The organism is Hyphomicrobium nitrativorans NL23 (genome assembly GCF_000503895.1).
Lineage (GTDB): Bacteria > Pseudomonadota > Alphaproteobacteria > Rhizobiales > Hyphomicrobiaceae > Hyphomicrobium_C > Hyphomicrobium_C nitrativorans.
Genome location: NC_022997.1, coordinates 72427 through 90659 on the forward strand (window position 1 = coordinate 72427; position 18233 = coordinate 90659).

Annotated in this window: 14 protein-coding genes and 1 pseudogene; 5 read left to right on the forward strand and 10 right to left on the reverse strand. The window is 62.6% G+C overall.

Annotated features, from left to right (window positions below; genetic code table 11):
- Positions 1 to 216: 216 nt before the first annotated feature.
- Positions 217 to 588: a cyclic nucleotide-binding domain-containing protein gene (locus W911_RS00335; protein WP_041316080.1), complete on the forward strand. Its 372-nt coding sequence runs from the start codon at positions 217 to 219 to the stop codon at positions 586 to 588.
- Between the two features lie 55 nt (positions 589 to 643).
- Here the strand turns inward: W911_RS00335 and W911_RS00340 are convergent, their stop codons facing one another.
- The 8 genes and pseudogenes from W911_RS00340 to W911_RS00375 all read right to left on the reverse strand — a co-directional run bounded on the left by W911_RS00340 (position 644) and on the right by W911_RS00375 (position 10361).
- On the reverse strand, positions 644 to 1801 hold the full coding sequence (locus tag W911_RS00340) for an O-antigen ligase family protein (protein WP_023785521.1): 1158 nt from the start codon (positions 1799 to 1801) through the stop codon (positions 644 to 646).
- Positions 1802 to 2455: 654 nt separating this feature from the next.
- Positions 2456 to 3568 (reverse strand): molybdenum ABC transporter ATP-binding protein, encoded by a 1113-nt coding sequence (gene modC, locus W911_RS00345; protein ID WP_023785522.1) that lies wholly within the window; start codon positions 3566 to 3568, stop codon positions 2456 to 2458.
- A complete protein-coding gene (modB, locus tag W911_RS00350) occupies positions 3565 to 4263 on the reverse strand; it encodes a molybdate ABC transporter permease subunit (RefSeq protein ID WP_023785523.1) in 699 nt (232 codons plus the stop codon). Before modB ends, modC begins: the two co-directional genes overlap by 4 nt.
- 158 nt (positions 4264 to 4421) lie before the next feature.
- Entirely contained in the window at positions 4422 to 6422 is a 2001-nt protein-coding gene (locus W911_RS00355) for a polysaccharide biosynthesis protein (protein ID WP_023785524.1), read from the reverse strand.
- A 282-nt stretch (positions 6423 to 6704) separates the two neighbouring features.
- Positions 6705 to 7812, reverse strand: a pseudogene (locus W911_RS00360) (DegT/DnrJ/EryC1/StrS family aminotransferase).
- Positions 7813 to 7888: 76 nt separating this feature from the next.
- Positions 7889 to 8545 (reverse strand): acetyltransferase, encoded by a 657-nt coding sequence (locus tag W911_RS00365; RefSeq protein ID WP_023785525.1) that lies wholly within the window; start codon positions 8543 to 8545, stop codon positions 7889 to 7891.
- Positions 8542 to 9138, reverse strand: a complete 597-nt coding sequence (locus W911_RS00370) for a sugar transferase (protein ID WP_023785526.1) — start codon at positions 9136 to 9138, stop codon at positions 8542 to 8544. The genes W911_RS00365 and W911_RS00370 overlap by 4 nt, the downstream gene beginning before the upstream one ends.
- A complete protein-coding gene (locus W911_RS00375; protein ID WP_023785527.1) occupies positions 9135 to 10361 on the reverse strand; it encodes a glycosyltransferase family 4 protein in 1227 nt (408 codons plus the stop codon). Before W911_RS00375 ends, W911_RS00370 begins: the two co-directional genes overlap by 4 nt.
- 123 nt (positions 10362 to 10484) lie before the next feature.
- On the opposite strand from W911_RS00375, the gene W911_RS00380 reads away from it, so the two are divergent.
- Complete coding sequence (locus W911_RS00380; RefSeq protein WP_041316798.1) at positions 10485 to 12101, forward strand: DUF2793 domain-containing protein; 1617 nt, start codon at positions 10485 to 10487, stop codon at positions 12099 to 12101.
- Positions 12102 to 12245: 144 nt separating this feature from the next.
- Here the strand turns inward: W911_RS00380 and W911_RS00385 are convergent, their stop codons facing one another.
- Positions 12246 to 12929 carry an acyltransferase gene (locus tag W911_RS00385; protein WP_244438552.1) on the reverse strand — a complete coding sequence of 228 codons (684 nt, stop codon included), beginning with the start codon at positions 12927 to 12929 and terminating at the stop codon, positions 12246 to 12248.
- Between the two features lie 446 nt (positions 12930 to 13375).
- Here W911_RS00385 and W911_RS00390 point away from each other — a divergent pair, with 446 nt between their 5' ends.
- The 3 genes from W911_RS00390 (at position 13376) to W911_RS00400 (ending at position 16972) form a co-directional block, all read left to right on the forward strand.
- A complete protein-coding gene (locus W911_RS00390; protein ID WP_041316802.1) occupies positions 13376 to 14671 on the forward strand; it encodes a nucleotide sugar dehydrogenase in 1296 nt (431 codons plus the stop codon).
- 23 nt (positions 14672 to 14694) lie between these two features.
- A complete protein-coding gene (locus W911_RS00395; RefSeq protein WP_023785530.1) occupies positions 14695 to 15744 on the forward strand; it encodes a Gfo/Idh/MocA family protein in 1050 nt (349 codons plus the stop codon).
- 76 nt (positions 15745 to 15820) lie between these two features.
- Positions 15821 to 16972 carry a DegT/DnrJ/EryC1/StrS family aminotransferase gene (locus tag W911_RS00400; protein ID WP_023785531.1) on the forward strand — a complete coding sequence of 384 codons (1152 nt, stop codon included), beginning with the start codon at positions 15821 to 15823 and terminating at the stop codon, positions 16970 to 16972.
- Between the two features lie 27 nt (positions 16973 to 16999).
- On the opposite strand, the gene wecB is transcribed toward W911_RS00400, so the two are convergent.
- The gene (wecB, locus tag W911_RS00405; RefSeq protein WP_023785532.1) at positions 17000 to 18085 is read right to left on the reverse strand and encodes a non-hydrolyzing UDP-N-acetylglucosamine 2-epimerase; all 1086 of its coding nucleotides are present in this window, start codon (positions 18083 to 18085) and stop codon (positions 17000 to 17002) included.
- Positions 18086 to 18233 lie beyond the last annotated feature (148 nt).

The window sequence follows — 18233 nt, forward strand, 5'->3', positions numbered from 1 at the left end:
TTCCGAGGAACCGGCAAGCTGAACGCGGTTTTGTCCCGCCGAGCTTTGACCTCCCTCAATCGCCGGGAAGTATGGCCGGGCGCCGCTTCCGCGACAATGCTGCGTCGTCTTAACGCTGATCCGAGGGGACGCCGCTGGGCCGCGACAGGGCGTCGCGCAGGCTGTATAGTCTGCCTCTTTTATGGCGGGCTTGATTGCAGATCCGAGGCTCTTGTCATGTTCGGCGCCCCCTTCGATTTCGATTTTCTCGAACGGTTCAAGATCCCCCTCAAGCGCTATGGGGCGGGAGACACGATCTTCCTGGAAGAGGATCCCGGCGACCTCATGTACCTCGTCCTTGAAGGCAAGGTGAACATCGTGACGTATGGCACGGTGCTCGAAAACGTCGGCATGCACGGGATCTTCGGCGAGCTTGCGCTGATCGACAACGCACCGCGCTCGGCCGCCGCGATTGCAGCCGATCCTACAGAGGTCGCCCTGATCGACCGTGAGACGTTTCTCGAACTGGTCCGGGCGAACCCCGCATTCTCACTCTACGTGATGCGCCAGCTTGCCACCCGCATCCGGCGTATGAACAAGAGCCTTTGAGCGATCCAAGCCAATCGCGAACGGGCGCTCACCGGAAGCGCTGGATCGGCTCGAATCAAAATTCGGATTCGCGGCGCACACCATTGTTTCCATCGGACTGTGCCGGCAACATCGCGTAGGCGGCCGCCACCAGCCCGACCAAGCAGAACCACCACGATTGCCAGGCGCCATGGCTCACCGCAGAGACGGTGAAGACGGCCGCGGCCGTTGCCGTCGCCGCGCCCAAGCGGTCGGCCGGCAAGCGCTCCATCGCGCGCAGCGCGAAGACGATCAACACAGCCACGAGAAGCGCGCCAACCAAGCCGAGTTCAAACCACACCTGCAACGGCGCATTATGCGGGTGAGAGAATGCCAACAGATCGCGCACACTTTCAGGCAACGAGGCGGCGGTCGGCGTCTTCGCGATGACGTTGCTTGCCTCTATCCCGTAGCCCAAAAGAAACCGCTCCGGCACGAGATCTGCGAACGCGGTCCAGATTTCCCCGCGGATCGTCAACACTCCGTATCCGACCTTCTCATGGACGGCCGCAGGCACGATTTCGTTCGCGAAGCGAACGACGAAAGGCATGACAAGCAACGTCGTTACCATCGACACGCCAACGAGACGATGGACGAGGATCGGATTAAGTGACGAGGCTGCCCAAACCGCCGCTACGACGAGCGTCGCAAACTGCGCCGACTCGCTGAACGAGAAAAATACCGCGGCGAGGCATACGGCAACGAGCCCAACCGCCAGCAGGCGCGACGAACGCCACAGCAAAAGCAAGGCGAGCGGCGCAAAGAGCACGATTGCGACGGCCGCCCGGTTCATTCGCCACAGATCGGGGGAAAGACCGATCCAGCTTCTCGTTTCGTCACCGACGTGCAGATTAGCAAGAATGAGGACTGCGCCGGCGGCCAAACTCATAGCGAGAGCGGGACCGAGATTCGTCAGGCTCGCCATCGAACCGAATGCAAGCAGCGCCGTGATGAGAAAAGCCGCCATGACAACACGGAAAGCGTGCGAAGCGCCGTGTTCGTTGGCTGGCGACCACATCACGGAGAGACACAACAAAACCAGAGCGGCGATCAGGACATGCGCCTCGCGACGCCCAATCCACCCGCGTAGTTTTTCCAGAGCGTCACCGGCATCGCCCCGCGCATATGCCGCGCCAACGAGCGTCGCAAGCAGGAGAACGCAGAGAAGCGGCGGGGCAACCCGAACGAAAACCATTACGGGCAGGATCGCAACGATGACCCCAAGAGACAGCTGTTGCCACGCAACACGCCGATTAATGTTGCGAGACATAATATCGATCGGGTGGCTCACCATTGACTGCCCCAACAATCAAAAATTATTGCAGCGTTTATTGCCGCACTTCACGCCATTCGTCATGCACAACACGGATAGAAAGTCATTCTCCAGCCTGGCGGCCAACAGCCCATCGGTCATGTCGTGACCAACACCGTGACTTCAAATCTCTTTGATACAAACCCGCGTGGAGCGCAAAGAGCCCCCGCTCCTTCCCGCCAATCTCCAGCCCCGTCTGTTCTCAAATGGGCCTTTACTATTTGCGGACGGTGCCATTTTCGCTGCGTGTCGGCAAGGTTTCGGCCCGTTAGCCCCGGGTGCAATCCACACATTCATAACGCGGAATGCGGAATGTCTGCTCGAAAGACTGTCCGTTCTCATTCGGTCGTTTTCGAACTTGGAAAACACTAGGAATTTTAGCGAGTTCGCGCGGCGACCGCCTCATGCCGAGCGACCGCGTACGCTCCTCAAAATCATGACGATGCCGTTTCGGCAGCAGAGGCACCACGATCTCAATCGCACGCATCTGTTGCGGGAATGTCATACCAGTGCGGCTTCCGGAGCTTACGCTGTTTCTCACCCGGCGTTGCGGTCACGCCTGAACGTGGCAACGGCGTTTTCATCGATTGTCACGGCTTTGACGAGAGCGAAGACGTCCCGCCCTTCCGCGATATCGAGATCGGCAACGGCGAGGCGGGTGAGCGACGCCACGATGCGGTCGCCGCCGGTAAGCTCGACGACAACGTGGACGGATGGGCCGGGACCTTCCTCGACCCGCAGGATGCGTCCGCGCAGACGTGTCCGCACGCTGATGCCGCGCGGCTCTTCGACGGCAAGCGCGACGTTTGTCGCGGCTATCGCCACGCGCACGAGGTCTCCCTGTCGGAGCGTGCTTCCGGGAAGAACGATCTCGCCCGCGGGATGGGACAGAATGACCACCGAAAACTCCGGCCTTTCACGCACGACCTTGGCGGAAACGAAAGACAACGTCGGGAACGAAGCATCACCCGCGTCGCGCACCGAAGCGCCGATGACATCGCCTGGAGAGCCTTCCGCGACAACGCGGCCTTCCGACAGGCGCACAACCGTGGTGGCGAGCCGAGCGACCTCCTCCACAGCGTGGGAGACGTAGACGATCGGGAGGGCCAGTTCATCGCGCAGCCGTTCGACGAAGGGCAGGATCTCCAGCTTGCGGGCGGTGTCGAGAGAGGCCAGCGGCTCATCCATCACCAAGAGGCGCGGCGCGGCAAGCAACGCGCGGCCGATCGAAACCCTCTGCCGTTCGCCGCCCGAGAGCGTGGCGGGCCGTGCTTTCAGAAGGTGGCCGATTCCGAGCAGATCCACGACGGCATCGAACGGCGCGATTCCGGCATCGCGCGGGGCGAAGCTGCGTCCGTAGTCGAGGTTCTGCTGTACGGACAGGTGCGGGAGGAGTTGGCCATCCTGGAAGACGAGGCCGACGCGGCGCTTATGGATCGGGACATCTATGCGGGCTTCAGTGTCGACAAGCGTGCGGCCACCTACGACGATGCGACCGCGCTCGGGACGTTCGAGCCCCGCCAGCAAGCGCACGATGGTCGTTTTTCCCGACCCTGACGGGCCGAACAGCGCGACACATCCGTTCGGCGCTTTAAAACTGGCGTCCAGAACGAAGCGGGGACGGACCAGCCCGCACGACACCTCGATCATAGGAGGCCTGCCCGTCGCCGCGTCGTACGCCGGCTCAAAAGCTCGGACGCGATGAGCGCGCCGAACGCAATCACGACTGCGATCACGGAAAGACGGAAAGCACCCTCGTCACCGCCAGGCGTCTGCGTATAGGTGTAGATAGCCGCCGGGATGGTCTGCGTTTCTCCGGGAATGTTGGAAACGAAGGTGATGGTGGCTCCGAACTCGCCGAGCGCCTTGGCGAACCCCAACATCGCGCCAGCGACGATGCCCGGCAGCGCCAGCGGGAGCGTCACGGTGAAGAATACCCACGCAGGCGAAGCGCCGAGCGTCGCCGCTGCTTCCTCGCTTCTGCGGTCGATTGCGTCCATCGCGAGGCGAATGGCGCGCACCATGAGCGGAAAGCTCATGACGGCGGCCGCCAACGCAGCGCCCGTCCAGCGGAACGACAACACGATGCCGAACGTCTCTTCGAGGAACGCGCCGAGCGGACCGCGCCGCCCGAAAAGAATGAGCAGGACATAGCCCGTGACGACCGGCGGCAGAACGAGCGGCATGTAGACGAGGCCATCGAGGAGCATCTTGCCGCGAAAGCGCCCACGCGAGAGGACGTAGGCGACAAGGATGCCAAACGGCAGACTCGCGAGCGTGGCGACGCTCGCGACGCGCAGCGACAGCTTAATCGCAACCAGTTCTTCGGGGGTGAGGGACCACATGCGGCACGTCGCGTCGAATGTCTTGTCAGGAAGGGCGGCCGGGCTGGACCGCTATATCCTATCAAGATAGACGATCGGAGCCCCCATGTCGGGAAAAAAATGGGAAACGTTTACCGACATTGCGGGCGGTTGCCGTCAATCATCGACGATGACGGAGATCAGTGAAGTGTGCGGGCGGGGTCGGTCCAGCCGGCCCCCTGCGGCTGCGTCCCAAGCTCTACATGCGCGCTCTTCTCTGGCTCGGCCCGATAGCCCTCGACTGTACGCGTGAGTACGCCGCGAATGGCTGCGATATCGCGATCGGCCATCGCCTGCTTGAGCTGCGCGAGCGCCCTACCGAGCACTTCCACCGACAGCACAGGCTCATCCGCCTTGAAGATGAGCGGGTGATCGGTGCTTTGCGAATGCGCGTCGATCAGAAGTTCTTCGTAAAGCTTCTCGCCGGCCCTCAAGCCGATGTAACGAATTTCGATGTCGCCGCCGGGGTTCTTCTCGTCGCGCACTTCCAGATTCGAAAGACGCACCATGAGGCGTGCAAGCTCGTCGATGCGTACGGGGCTGCCCATCTGCAAAACGAATACCTCACCGCCACCTGCCATCGCGCCCGCTTGAATCACCAGTTCGGCGGCTTCGGGGATGGACATGAAGTACCGGGTGACCTCGGGGTGCGTGACCGTCAGAGGGCCTCCCGTCCGGATCTGCTCGCGGAACAGCGGCACCACGGAACCCGAGCTGTCCAGAACGTTCCCGAAGCGGACCACCGTGAAGACCGTCTGCCCTTCTTCCAGAGCCTCGGCCTGCAATACCAACTCCGCCAGCCGCTTGCTCGCGCCCATGATGTTCGCCGGACGAACGGCCTTGTCCGTGGAGATCAGGACGAAGCGCTCGACACCGTGTTTGCGGGCTGTCTCGGCGACGATGCGGGTGCCGAATACATTGTTGTCGAGTCCGACGATCGGGTTCGTCTCAACGATCGGGACGTGCTTGTAGGCCGCGGCGTGATAGATCGTCTGAATCGCATTTCCCGTAACCACGTCCGCCATGAGCTTCTGGTCGAGGACGGAGCCGAGAACGGTGGTGATCTGCGGCCGCGCGGCGTGCGGAAGATTTTCGACGAGCTTTTCCAGTTCAGATGCAATTCGATAAAGGGCGGGCTCCGACACGTCGAAAAGAACGACGAGCTTTGGCGACTGCGCCGCCACCTGTCTCACGATCTCGGAGCCGATGGAGCCTCCCGCGCCGGTGATGAGGACGGACTTACCGCGAATGCTGCGCGCGAGAAGGGCTTGGCTCGCCTTGACGGAATCGCGACCCAACAGGTCGCTCACATCCACGTCGCGAAGATCGCTCACGCCTACATTGCCGGAGGCGATGTCTTCGTAGGCGGGCAATATCTTGACGCTGACGTGCAGCTTCTCAAGTTCTCTCAGCACTTCGCGACGCTCGCGACGTTGCGATCCCGGCAGCGCGACAAGAACTTCGGAAACATCCTGGCGCTCGACAAGACGTTCGAGCATTTGGGGCGCGTGAACCTTCACGCCATTGATGTACTGGCGCCATAAACTCGGCGACGGATCGACGAACCCAACGATATCGCGATCCCCCGCCCTGCGTACGTCAGCCAGAAGGCGAATGCCCAGTTGTCCCGCTCCGTAGATGATCGTCGGAGACTTCGGCGCGGAAACGCGCCAGCGGGGCGGGCGAATGTCGGCGGTCTCAAGCAGCAGCTTGGCGGCAAAGCGCACGAGAGTCAGAAAGATCGCGGCAAGAACGCCAAAGACGAAGATGACAGTGCGCGGGATGCCGGCTTGTCCCGACAAGAAGATGGCGAGCGCCCAGAAAAGAATGCCCAGGCCGATGGCCATGGCGACGCGTGTCGCCCCGCGATATCCTATGAAGCGGGTGACCACCTTGTAGACATCGAACCACCATAGCGTGGCGAGGCAGATCAGCGGGCAGGCAATGACCAGCGCCAGCAGAGCAGGCTGCGACGGCCAGTAGAACACACCGAAGCGCAGCGAGAACGAGATCCACAACGCGAGATAGAGCAGCGTCAAGTCGATCAGCACGAGAGCTGCGCGCTTATGGTAGCGCGACTTGTTCAACAGCCACGCTCTCAGCCGCGGCTGGAAATCCTCGATTTTGTCCCTGAACGCCAAGCTGTCCTCACAATCCGAGTACGCAACATTCAAATAAACATCATTTTCGCGGCCGCCAGACGATCGGCGGCAAAACACAAACTCAGGCCGCCATCAACATTGCTGGCCAAACGCTGTGCCGAGCGAACGGCCTCGGCGCAGCACCTGCCCGGCCAGATAAACCGGGGCACAGCTTAAGTGGAACGCGCAGCGCGGCCAATATCCTAATCCACAGCGACGGCGTCGTGACATCGCGCACACAGAACCGAAAACTACGCTCAACTTATTGTAATAAAATTCTTTTTATCCTTCCGCCTGGCGCAGCACATCCGCCACAACCGCGCAGGTTTTGGAAACATGCTCAGGGCCGAGTGTGGGATGCACGAGGAACATCAGGCTGGTTTCGCCAAGTTTCACCGCGCCCGGCAACCGCTCGGGGGGGGCCGAACCCCGCGTCGCGAAAGGCCTTCTCGCGGTATATCTCGGGGCAGGCGCCGGCATAGCAGGGCACTCCAGCCTCGACGATCGTATTCATGATGCGGTCGCGGTTCCAGTCCGGCTTCAGGCGCTCCGGGCGCACGAACGCATAGAACTTGTACCACGCGTGCTCGACGCCCGCGGGCGGCACGGGCACGTGGAGGCCGGAGCTTTTGCGGAAGGCACGTGCGAGATCCACCGCGTTGCGTTTCCTCGCGGCGTGCCACTCGGGCATCCGTGCAAGTTGAATGCGCCCGATGGCGGCCTGCATCTCCATCATGCGGCCGTTCGTGCCCCAGGTTTCGTGTAGCCATCGGAAGCCTGGCGGATGTTCGCGCTCGTGGACGGCAGCCCAGCCTTTGCCATGATCCTTGAACGACCAAGCCGCCTTCCATAGCGTCTCGTCGTCGGTGGTCACCATGCCGCCCTCGCCGCCGGTGGTGACGATCTTGTCCTGGCAGAACGACCACGCGGCAATGTCGCCGAAGGTGCCGACCGACCGGCCGTCGATCCGGGCGCCATGCGCCTGCGCGCAGTCTTCCACCAGCTTCAAGCCGTGCTCGCGGGCGAGGGCGCGAAAACCCGCCATATCGCAGGGCCAACCGGCCAAGTGGACGCAGAGGATGGCGCGAGTGCGCGGCGTGATAAGCGGAGCGACCGTCTCCGGCGTGATGTTTTGCGATTGCAGATCGACATCGGCAAAGACCGGACGCGCGCCTGCCATGGCGATGGACGACGCCGAGGCCTGAAACGACCGGGGCGTGGTGATCACCTCGTCTCCGGCGCCGATGCCCAGCACGCGCCAGGCGACATCGAGCGCCACGGTGCCATTGGCGAGCGCGACCGCGTGCTTTGTGCCGGCCCACGCTGCGAACTCCTGCTCGAACGCTTTCACCTCTCCACCCGTCCAGGCATTCACCCGGCCGGATCGCATGACGCGAGCGACGGTTTCGACTTCTTCGTCGGAGAAGGAAGGCCAGGGCGGGAATGGCGTGTCGAGCAAGGGGATTTCACTTCTTCAGAAATAGACGGGCCGGATTGCCCACAACGGTCGCACCCGGCGGCACATCCTTCGTGACGACGGCGCCCATGCCTACCACGGCCCCGGCTCCGATCGTCAACGGCGCACCGGGGCGGCCTTGGCGGAGAATGGCGCCGGTGCCGATGTACGCGTGATCTCCGATCGTCACGTTGCCGTTGCAGTGCACGGCTGGAGCGAAGGTCACAAAATCACCGATCACGCAGTCGTGGGCGACATACGAGTAGATGTTGGCGTGGAAATGCTTCCCGATCCTGATGTTCGACGTCAATGTCACGAACGGCGACAGGATCGCGCCTGCGCCGAAATCGACATCGTCAAGTTCGACGACGTTGCTCGCGCGAACCGAGAAGAATTCGACACCCGCCTCGACACATCGCGTTGCCAACTTTTCCCGGACGGCGGAGTTGGCGATGGCCACACATGCGTATTTCTTCGTTGCCGTGGCAGCCTGGAACGCATTCCAGCCCAGCACCCTATGCCCATTGACGTGCGGTGGCATCGGACCGTCGTCGACGAAGACGAGTTCGTCCGTGGCGCTGTCCGTCAAGCCCAGCGCGGCGCGCGCCAGAGGCAGCACCTCGCGCCCATACCCGCTCGCGCCATAGATTCCGAACAGTCTCGTCATTCCTGCTGGCCACCTGTGAATTTCGGCATCGTGGCTTCGCCGTCCGCGGAGATTCCCGAGCGTTTCAGTACTCTGCCTAGTGTCATCGCGATGATCTTGAGATCGAGCCAGAATGAGCGGTTGTCGACATACCACACATCGAGGGCGAATTTCTCCTGCCACGAGATGGCGTTGCGGCCGTTGACCTGGGCCCAGCCCGTAACACCTGGCCGGACCTCGTGTCGGCGCGCCTGCTCGGACGAGTACAGCGGCACATATTCCATGAGGAGTGGACGGGGGCCCACGAGGCTCATCTCGCCGACGAGTACGTTCCACAGCTCGGGCAGCTCATCGAGGCTCGTCGAGCGCAAAAAACGACCGAACGGAGTGAGACGCAAATGGTCCGGCAGAGGCGCACCGCTTGCGTCTCTCGCATCCCGCATCGATCTGAACTTCAGCATCGTGAACGGCTTGGCGTGGAGCCCGGGGCGTACCTGCCGGAACAGGACAGGGTTGCCGAGGCGCCATCGCACAACGAGCGCCAGAATGGCAAGCACCGGGAGAAGCACGATCAGCGCCGTGGCCGAAATGGCGATGTCGAACGCACGCTTCATGGCTGCCCCACGCTTGCGTCCAACGCTTGCGCCAATCGGCGTGCAAGACGATCCATGGCATAATTCGCCTCGACGTGCGCGCGCCCAGCGAGCGCCATCTCCTCGCGCCGCGCGCGCGGCAGCGATGCCAACTCCAGGATGGCGGCCGCGAGCGCTTCAGGGTTCTCGGGCGGAACGGTGAAGCCAGCGCCCGCTTCGGCGATGGGATTGTTCGACGCGTCGGCCGCGATGATCGTCGGACGGCCGGCCGCCAAATAATCGAAGATCTTGTTCATGCTGATCCCGAAGCGGTACAGGCCCGGAATATCTTTTACCGAGATCACGAACGCATCGGCTTCCGACGCACGTACGGGGATGTCGGCCTTCGCGACAGGCGGTTCGAAGCGCACGCTCTTGAGGCCCAAGCGCTCGGCAGATGCCTTCAACTTTTCTTTCTCCGGGCCGTGTCCGATGAGGCGGAGCACAATGCGTTCGCCTGCGGGATCGGCCCCGACAATCCCCATCGCTGCGATGAGAGTGTCGAGCGCGTTCGCCTTTCCGTGTGCGCCGAGATACATCAGCGTGAACGGGCCGGACGACGGCACGTCGGCGGGTGGCGGGTGCCCCTCTAGATCGACGCCGTTCGGGATCCAGACAACCCGGTCGGCCGGAATTCCCAGCGGCTCGATGTAATCGCGCGCGCCAGGCAAGAGGACGATGATCCTGGCGGCGCTCGCGTAAAGGGACCGCTCCAGCATCCGGAGCGCAATCGCAGCCGGGTGCCGGGGCGCGAGGCGCCCCATGTCGATCAAGGTTTGCGGCCAGAGATCGCGCACTTCGAACAGAAAGGGTACGCGATAGTGCCGCGCGAGCCTTCGTCCGGCCCATGCGGCCAGGGGGTGGACGCTCGATCCGATGACCGCATCAGGCGGAACGAGATCGCGGAGATTATCCTGCCGCAAGACGGCGCGGGTGTAGTCCATCATATTCAGCACGCGGTCCGCGCCGTTGCCCGAGTAGGATCGCGCACGCAGCCAGAGGAAGTCCACACCATCGATCGTCTCGGCGCGGCTCGCCTCACCCTCATCGAGCCGCTGGCGTCCGCTGCCATGACTGGTGCTGGCGGCGATGATGGTGGCGCGCCAACCGGATGCGGGCAGATGGCGCGCAAGCGAGAAATGCCGCGTGCCGCCCGTGCCGCGCGGTTCTTCCGCGTAGTGGTTGAGGATCCAGACATGCCTCATCGCGCTGTTCGTGGCCCTCTGTCCGGCGCACGCGCTGCGCGGGGCCGGGTCTTCGTTGACTTATCCACGGCTTTCGTCGCCCCTTCATACTCGCGCCAGGCATCCCTCACCCAGGCGCAGCTCGTGGACAACACCGAAAATCTCGCTCTCCCCTATATCATGCCGAGCCAGTCGCAGAAGCACGTCACCCACAACGAGGCGTTGCGGGCTCTCGACGCGGTCGTTCAGCTCGCTGTCGCAGACAAGGATCTCGGCACGCCCCCATCGAGCCCGGACCCCGGCGCGCGTTACATCGTAGGGGCTGGCCCAACGGGCGCGTGGTCCGGGCATGCGAGCGACGTTGCAGCCTGGCAGGACGGGGCGTGGGCCTTTTATCGGCCGATCGCCGGATGGCTGGCCTGGGTGCACGACGAAAGCCGCCTCTACCTTTATTCGGGGGGCGGATGGACCGAGGCGCCGGGCGGCGGCGGCTCGGGCCTCGTTCCAAAAGGCGCCTGGAGCGATGCGGCCACCTACAATGCCGGCGACCTCGTCGAGCACGAAGGTCACGTATTCCTGTCCAACGCGGACGGGAACATCGATCACGAACCGGACGCGACGACGCCGGGCTCGACGGCCGAATGGACGTATTTCTCCATCGTGACCGGCGGGGGTGGCGGAGGCGGTGGAGACGTCAATCCGGTATCGCTTGTCGGCATCAACGACACCGCCGATGCGACGAACCGGCTCGCCGTCTCAAGCCCGGCAAGTCTGTTCAGCCATGAAGGCGACGACCACCGCCTCAAGATCAACAAAGCGGCGGCGGGCGATACGGCAAGCGTGCTGTTTCAGACGGACTTCGTGGGGCACGCGGAGTTCGGCCTCACGGGCGACAACGACTGGCACGTGAAGGTGAGCGCCGATGGGACGGCCTGGCACGAAGCCATCGTCGTCAACCGTGCGACGGGCGCGGTCTCGCTGCCGAATACCGCGGGCGGCGGTGGCGGCGGCCGCGAGCTTTTGACCGCCAACCGCACCTACTACGTCCGCACAGACGGAAACGATTCGAACGACGGTCTCTCGAACTCGTCGGGTGGAGCGTTTCTGACAATACAAAAAGCCATCGATGTCGTCGGCGGCCTCGATACGTCGATCTACGACGTTACGATCAGCATCGCATCCGGCACATACACAACCCCAATCGTCCTAAAAAACTTCGTCGGCGCGGGTCTCTGCACGCTGGCTTGTTCCTCCGGGACAGCCGTTATCGGCGTCACCGGCTCCAATGCTATTAGAGGCACTCTCATTACGTCGAGATACCGTCTCGGGGCTGGGATTCGCATCCAGACCACAACGAGCGGAAGTTGCATTTACTTGGAGAAGTCCGCTCTTCAACTTGAGGGCTGCGAATTCGGCGCGTGCGCCTCGGTTCATGTCGTGCTCGACAGCGCGTGGTGCTATGTGCTCGCCAGCTATACGATCTCCGGCAGCGCGGCCCAGCACATTCTCGCTTCGACAGGGTCGCAGTTCATCTACCTCGGCGGCTTGACTGTCGCGCTCACCGGGACGCCGGCGTTCAATCCTTTTGTCAGTGCCACGATTGGGTCGGTGGTTCGGGCTGCGGGTCTGACATTCAGCGGGTCAGCCACGGGATCGCGCTATTCCTCGACGCTCAACGGTGCGATTAGCTCAGGGGGCAATCCCAACTACTTTCCAGGTAACGCGGCTGGCTCTGTTGCGACGGGGGGGCAATATGCCTAGTGCGGATTAGGCGCAAATCCGGCGCTCGGCCGAGGCAACGCGCCGATAAGCTAAAGCGTTTTCCGATCCGATGGAATCGGATCGGACGCTCGACGCGTTCGATGAGACCGATGCTTCACGCTTCGGCCTGACAGGGTCCATGGTCTAGTTTTCGCCTCCGGCCAGCCGGAGCGCTTCACCGACGCGTTCGTAACGCTCGCCGGTGCGCGGACAGATCAGCGTTTCGTCGAGAATCTCGCCGGCACGAGAGACCCAACCCATCCGGCGTGCCGGGACCCCTGCCATCAGCGCAAATGCAGGGACGGACTTCGTCACCACGGCGCCTGCCGCGATCAGGCAATACTCTCCCAATTCGTTGCCACAGACGATGGTCGCGTTGGCCCCGATCGTTGCGCCGCGACGGATACGGGTGACGCGAAACTCATCCTTGCGCTCGACCTCTGCGCGCGGGTTGATCACGTTCGTAAAAACGGAGGACGGGCCGCAAAAGACGCCCTCTTCCAATTCCACCCCTTTGTAGAGGGAAACATTGTTCTGAATCTTACAGTTATCGCCGACCGGCACGTTCGGGCCGATCATCACGTTTTGTCCGATGGAGCAATTTCGGCCGATGCGGCAACCCGAGAGGATGTGGCTGAAATGCCAGACCTTCGTTCCCTCGCCGAGTTCGACGCCCTCGTCGACGTAGGCACTTTCGTGCACGAAAGGTGTCTTGCTCATGCGCTCGGTACTTTCTCGTATCGTGTGGAAATCCGGACATCCGGCTGGCACCGCGTTGCCGACAGATCCATTTTCATGATCCGAGCACGTCGCCAGCCGAGCCGCCAACGTGTTCCTTGTGGCGGGGCAACCGTCAAGAGGTTATGCCCACACGCAGCCATAGGGCCTCTCCGGTAACAGTCGACGCAGGGTCGCCCTACGGCGACTTCCCTCAGACGAACCCGGCACGATGTTCCGAGCCGGCATTGAAACCACATCTCTTGGATCTCATTGATAGAATCGCGTCCGATCCTCGCGGAGGGCCGTTTCATCACGGGCAGAGGGAGGTCTCTTGCACCGCTGTCTTCAAGGTTCCCTTCCCCAGCAAATGGGTTGCAAAACGAGCGGTGGCTGAGCTATTCCCCTGCCATTGGCGGGGGGCCATTTTCACAGTTCTGTATAATTTGATGCATAGGCAGGCCGTCTCCTCGTGACAACAGCGTGCATTTTACCGCCCGTTCGAGGCGCCTCAGGTCGGGACGGCCTTATCGTCGCAATTGCAGGAAGGCTTTTTCGTGGACAGAGTTGAAGGGGATATCGCGCTTATCGGGCTCGGCTATGTCGGCTTGCCACTTGCCGTGGAGTTCGGAAAGACGCGCCGCGTGCTCGGTTTCGACATCAACGCCGGACGCGTGGAGGAATTGCGCAAAGGCGTCGACCGCACGCTCGAAGTCGAGCCCGACGAGCTTGCCAGCGCGAAACACCTGAGCTTCACGAGCGATCCCGCAGATCTCAAGTCGTGCCGGTTTTTCATCGTGACGGTCCCGACCCCGATCGACGACGCGAACCGTCCGGATTTGACCCCCCTCATCAAGGCGTCCACGACCGTTGGCAGCGTGATGCCGAAGGGCGCGATCGTGATCTACGAGTCGACCGTCTATCCCGGCGCGACAGAGGAGGTCTGCGTTCCGGCGCTGGCGGCAGCATCCGGCTACGGTTTCAACGAAGACTTCTTCTGCGGATACAGCCCCGAGCGCATCAACCCGGCCGACAAGCAGCACAAGCTGCCGACGATCGTAAAAGTGACGAGCGGCTCGACACCGGAGATCGCCGACATCGTCGATGCGCTCTACGCTTCGATCATCACGGCCGGCACCCACAAGGCGAGCAGCATCCAGGTGGCCGAAGCCTCGAAGGTCATCGAGAACACGCAGCGCGACCTCAATATCGCACTCATGAACGAGTTGTCGGTCGTCTTCGCCCGGTGCGGGATCGACACCGCCGAGGTGCTGAAGGCTGCCGGCACGAAGTGGAACTTCCTCAACTTCCGTCCCGGCCTGGTCGGCGGACACTGCATCGGCGTCGATCCCTACTACTTGACGCACAAAGCCGAGCAGAAGGGCTACATCCCGCAGGTGATCCTGGCCGGGCGGCGGATCAACGACAACATGGGCCGCTATGTGGCCCGCAATACCATCAAGCGGATGCTGAAAAGCGGCATCGACGTGCCGCGCAGCCGCGTGGGCGTGATGGGCATTACGTTCAAAGAAAACTGCCCCGACATCCGCAATTCGAAGGTCGTCGACCTCGTGCGCGAACTCAAGGAGCACGGGGCTGACGTTCTCGTGGAGGATCCGTTGGCCGATCCCGCGGAGGTCCGTGAGGAATACGGGATCGAACTCACGAAGATCTCGCCCGAAAACCCCGTCGATGCGCTGGTCGTGGCCGTTGGCCATGACGCCTACCGCAAGCTGACGCCCGAAAAGCTCAAAGCGAGCGTGCGCGGCGCGGCCCCCATTCTCGCCGACGTAAAATCTCTTTACGACCGCCACGAATTCCAGGCTCTGGGGTTCACCGTTTTCAGGCTTTAGCCCACGCCGCAGGAGCGCCATCAATGACCCTGGTCACCGACAGGAAAGTCCGCTTCGCGCTCGTCGGATGCGGCCGCATTGCAAAGAACCACCTCGGCGCCATCGCGACGCACAAGGATCGCTGCGAAGTCGTCGACGTATGCGACGTCGTCCCCGCGGCTCTCAAGGCCGCGGCCGAGGAAACGGGCGCTACGCCTCACGCGACTCTTGAGGCGATGCTCGCCAAGACCAACGCCGACTGCATCGTGCTGACGACGCCGAGCGGCCTGCATCCTCAGCAGACCATTCAGGCCGCCGCGGCCGGCTTCAATGTGATGACCGAGAAGCCGATGGCCACGCGCTGGAAGGACGGCCTCGACATGGTCGAGGCCTGCGACCGGGCGGGCGTGAAACTTTTCGTCGTGAAGCAGAACCGCCGCAATGCGACGCTGCAGCTCCTGAAGCGCGCCGTCGAGGCGCGTCGCTTCGGACGCATCTATTCGGTGGCGATCAACGTGTTCTGGACGCGCCCGCAGGACTACTACGACAGCGCGAAGTGGCGCGGCACGTGGGAGTTCGACGGTGGCGCCTACATGAATCAGGCGAGCCATTACATCGACCTGCTCGACTGGCTGATCGGACCGCTCGAAAGCGTGATGGCGTATACGGCCACGCTGGCGCGCGACATCGAGGTGGAGGATACCGGCGTTGCGGCGCTGCGTTGGCGCAGCGGTGCGCTCGGCACGCTCAACGTCACGATGCTCGCTTACCCTAAGAACTACGAAGGATCGATCACGATCCTCGGCGAGCACGGAACGGTGCGTGTGGGCGGTGTTGCGGTCAACGAGATCCAGCATTGGGAGTTCTCGGAGAAGCTTCCCGAGGACGACGAGATCAGCAAAGCCAACTATGCGACGACGAGCGTCTACGGGTTCGGCCATCCGCTCTACTACGACAACGTCATCAATGTTCTGAACGGCCGCGCGGAGCCCGAGACGGACGGACGCGAGGGCCTCAAGTCGCTTGAGCTTCTGATCGCACTCTATCTTTCGGCGCGTGACGGCAAGCGCGTCGCCCTGCCGCTGCACTACTAGAGCGTTACTAGAGCGTTTTCCGATCCGATTTTCGTCGGATCGTGCGGCAACCTTCGAAGACCGATCGAGAGACCTCATGCAATTCATCGATCTCAAGACACAGCAGGCTGCGATCAAAGAGGACCTCGACCGGCGGATCGCGCACGTGCTGGCGCACGGGCAGTACATCATGGGGCCGGAGGTTGCCGAGCTCGAAGCCGCGTTGGCAGCGTATGTCGGCGTCAAGTACTGCGTCAGCGTCGCAAGCGGGACGGAGGCTCTTCTCATCGCGCTGATGGCGCTTGGGGTCGGAGCGGGCGACGAGGTCATCACGACGCCGTTCACGTTCGTCGCAACGGCCGAGGTGATCGTGCTTCTCGGGGCCAAGCCGGTTTTCGTGGATGTCGATCCGGCGACGGCGAATATCGACGCGTGGCGGATCGCGGAGAAGATCACGCCGCGCACGAAGGCCATCATCCCGGTCAGCCTTTACGGGCAAGTTGCGGATATGGACGAGATCAACGCGATCGCGGCCCAACATGGCGGGATCCCGGTCATCGAGGATGGCTGCCAGAGCTTCGGTGCCGACTACCGCGGCCGCAAGAGCTGCGGCCTTTCCACGTTCGGCTGCACGAGCTTCTTCCCGTCCAAGCCGCTCGGCTGCTACGGCGACGGCGGCGCGCTGTTCACAAACGACGATGACCTGGCGACAGCTTCACGCGAGATCCGCGTGCATGGGCAGAGCAAACGCTACGTTCATACACGGATCGGCGTGGGCGGCCGCATGGACACGCTTCAGTGCGCGATCGTGCTCGCGAAGCTTCCGCGGTTCGCGTGGGAGGTCTCCGAGCGGGCGCGCATCGGCGCGCGTTACGATCAGCTTCTCCGGGACGCTTTACCCGGCTATCGCACGGTCGATGCTTCGGATGTGAACGCGCCGTTGTCGGCCCCGCGCGCCCTTGCGGTGCTCGGAGACCGCACCAGCGTTCACGCGCAGTACACCGTACTGGTGCCCAACAGGGCGGAAGTTCAAAGCCGTCTCCAGGCCGCGGGCGTGCCGACGGCCGTGCACTATCCGATCCCGCTCAATGCCCAAGAGGCGTATCGGAGCGTCGCGAACGACGATCCGACGCCGGTGAGCGCATGGCTCGGCGAGCACGTCATGTCGCTGCCGATGGGGCCGGATTTGTCTGAGGGCGACCAGGACCGTGTTGTTCACGCACTCGCCGCGGCATTGGTGCCCGCTTAAAGCTTAGAGGGGTAAAAAAGTTCGTCCTTAATCCGCGAGCTTTTCCGCGATGGATCGGGCGGCGGTGCCATCACCGTAAGGTAACGCTTCCGTGCCTTTGCGGCCAACGGCGGAAAGGATTTGCTCGGCTATGGCGGGGCTCGTCGGCGCGGCGAGTTGATTCCATCCGAGGTCGATCAGCTCCGTCCACTCGGTCTCGTCTCGCAGCGTGACGCAGGGGACCGCGTAGAAGAACGCCTCTTTCTGCACGCCGCCCGAATCCGTTGCGATGACGGCCGCATTGGACTCGAGCGCGACCATATCGAGATAGCCGACTGGATCGATCGTCTTGACGCGCTCGAAGCGCAGTCCGTGACGCTCCATTGCCCCGCGCGTGCGCGGATGCAGAGGAAGGATCACAGGCAATTGCGCGGCCACCCGATCGAGAGCGGCCGTCAGTGCGGCAAGGCGCGCCGGATCGTCGGTGTTTTCCGCGCGATGCAATGTCGAAAGGACGTAACGGCCGGGCTCGATGGCGACATCCGACAAGATGGAGCGGTCTTTGGATCTGTCGGCGAAAAGAAGCGCTGCATCGTACATCACGTCGCCCACGTGATGGATCTTGGCGCTATCGACGCCCTCGTTCCGCAAGTTTACAACCGCGATATCCGTGGAGGCGAACAGAAAATCGGACAGATGATCGGCGACGACGCGGTTGATCTCCTCGGGCATCGCGCGATTGAACGAGCGCAGTCCGGCCTCGATATGGGCAACCGGGATGTGCAATTTCGCCGCCGTGAGCGCGCCTGCAAGCGTGGAGTTGGTGTCGCCGTAGATCAGCACCGCGTCCGGGCGGATGTCTTGCAATAGCGGCTCGATACGCTGCAGCATGAACCCGGTCATTGCACCGTGGCCGCCTCCGCCGACTTCGAGATTATGATCCGGCTTCGCGATCCCGAGCTCTGCGAAGAACACGTCCGACATGTTGGCGTCGAAATGCTGGCCGGTGTGGACGAGAATTTCCGTGATGCGTCCAGTGTCGCGAATCGCGCGACTGACGGGGGCGACCTTGATGAACTGCGGCCGTGCTCCGACGATCGTGACAACGGTCTTGGTTTGCTTCTTCACGGTCATATAAGGCTCTCACGTCGCTCGGATGGCACGGCGGGGCATGTCCCTCATTTCCCGGAAGAGCGCGCCCCACGTCCTTGTTGTGCGGAAAGACCGCAAGACTAAGATAAACATCGGTATGCGCGCCAACGCCAGACCCGTCGCTCCGGGG

Excerpts from the sequence above, each read along its gene's own strand:
- W911_RS00335 (WP_041316080.1), top strand. The coding sequence starts at position 217 with ATGTTCGGCGCCCCCTTCGATTTCGATTTTCTCGAACGGTTCAAGATC.
- W911_RS00340 (WP_023785521.1), bottom strand. The coding sequence starts at position 1,801 with ATGGTTTTCGTTCGGGTTGCCCCGCCGCTTCTCTGCGTTCTCCTGCTT.
- modC (WP_023785522.1), bottom strand. The coding sequence starts at position 3,568 with ATGATCGAGGTGTCGTGCGGGCTGGTCCGTCCCCGCTTCGTTCTGGAC.
- modB (WP_023785523.1), bottom strand. The coding sequence starts at position 4,263 with ATGTGGTCCCTCACCCCCGAAGAACTGGTTGCGATTAAGCTGTCGCTG.
- W911_RS00365 (WP_023785525.1), bottom strand. The coding sequence starts at position 8,545 with ATGACGAGACTGTTCGGAATCTATGGCGCGAGCGGGTATGGGCGCGAG.
- W911_RS00370 (WP_023785526.1), bottom strand. The coding sequence starts at position 9,138 with ATGAAGCGTGCGTTCGACATCGCCATTTCGGCCACGGCGCTGATCGTG.
- W911_RS00375 (WP_023785527.1), bottom strand. The coding sequence starts at position 10,361 with ATGAGGCATGTCTGGATCCTCAACCACTACGCGGAAGAACCGCGCGGC.
- W911_RS00395 (WP_023785530.1), top strand. The coding sequence starts at position 14,695 with ATGACCCTGGTCACCGACAGGAAAGTCCGCTTCGCGCTCGTCGGATGC.
- W911_RS00400 (WP_023785531.1), top strand. The coding sequence starts at position 15,821 with ATGCAATTCATCGATCTCAAGACACAGCAGGCTGCGATCAAAGAGGAC.
- wecB (WP_023785532.1), bottom strand. The coding sequence starts at position 18,085 with ATGACCGTGAAGAAGCAAACCAAGACCGTTGTCACGATCGTCGGAGCA.